Source organism: Arthrobacter sp. Y3223164 (assembly GCF_059091005.1).
The window spans coordinates 1-620 of the sequence record NZ_JBNHGF010000777.1; the positions used below are offsets into that span (position 1 = coordinate 1).

The window sequence follows — 620 nt, forward strand, 5'->3', positions numbered from 1 at the left end:
GCCGGCCACTCGGCCGGAAGCGGCGCCGGAAGGCGCGCAGGCGAAGGTGAACCTGCTGCTGTCCCGGCTGCCGAAGCTGCGCGATGGCCTGGTGGCGCCGGAGGCGGCGTTCGGCGGCACCTTCCACATCAACGAGTTGTACTCGCAGCTGGAAGGGGCCGCCGCCGAAGCGGCCGCGGGCCGGGTGCCGGATCCGCTGCCCGCCGAGATCTACTGCCACTCCTTGACCGACCCCTCCATCCTCTCGCCGGAACTGCAGGCAGCCGGAGCCCACACGCTCACCGTGTTCACGCTGCAGACCCCGCACCGGCTGATCACCGAGGAGAACAACGACGCGATGCGGCAGCGGCTGCAGGACGCCGTGCTGGCCTCGCTCAATTCCGTGCTCGCCGAGCCGATCGAGGACTGCATCCTGCGCGATCCACGCGGAGAGCCGTGCATCGAAACCAAGACCACCCTGGACCTCCAGCGGGAGCTGAACCTGACCGGCGGCAGCATCTTCCACGGTCCCCTGGACTGGCCGTTCGCCGAAGACGACGAACCGCTCGACACCCAGGCGCGGCGCTGGGGCGTGGGCACGGCGCACGAGCGGATCCTGCTCTGCGGGGCCGGCGCGCGGC

The 620-nt window shown here is 71.1% G+C and carries 1 pseudogene; it reads left to right on the forward strand.

The annotated features are described in order from the left end of the window. Positions 1–620: pseudogene (locus tag AC5RUJ_RS17955) on the forward strand (NAD(P)/FAD-dependent oxidoreductase); the annotation flags it as partial.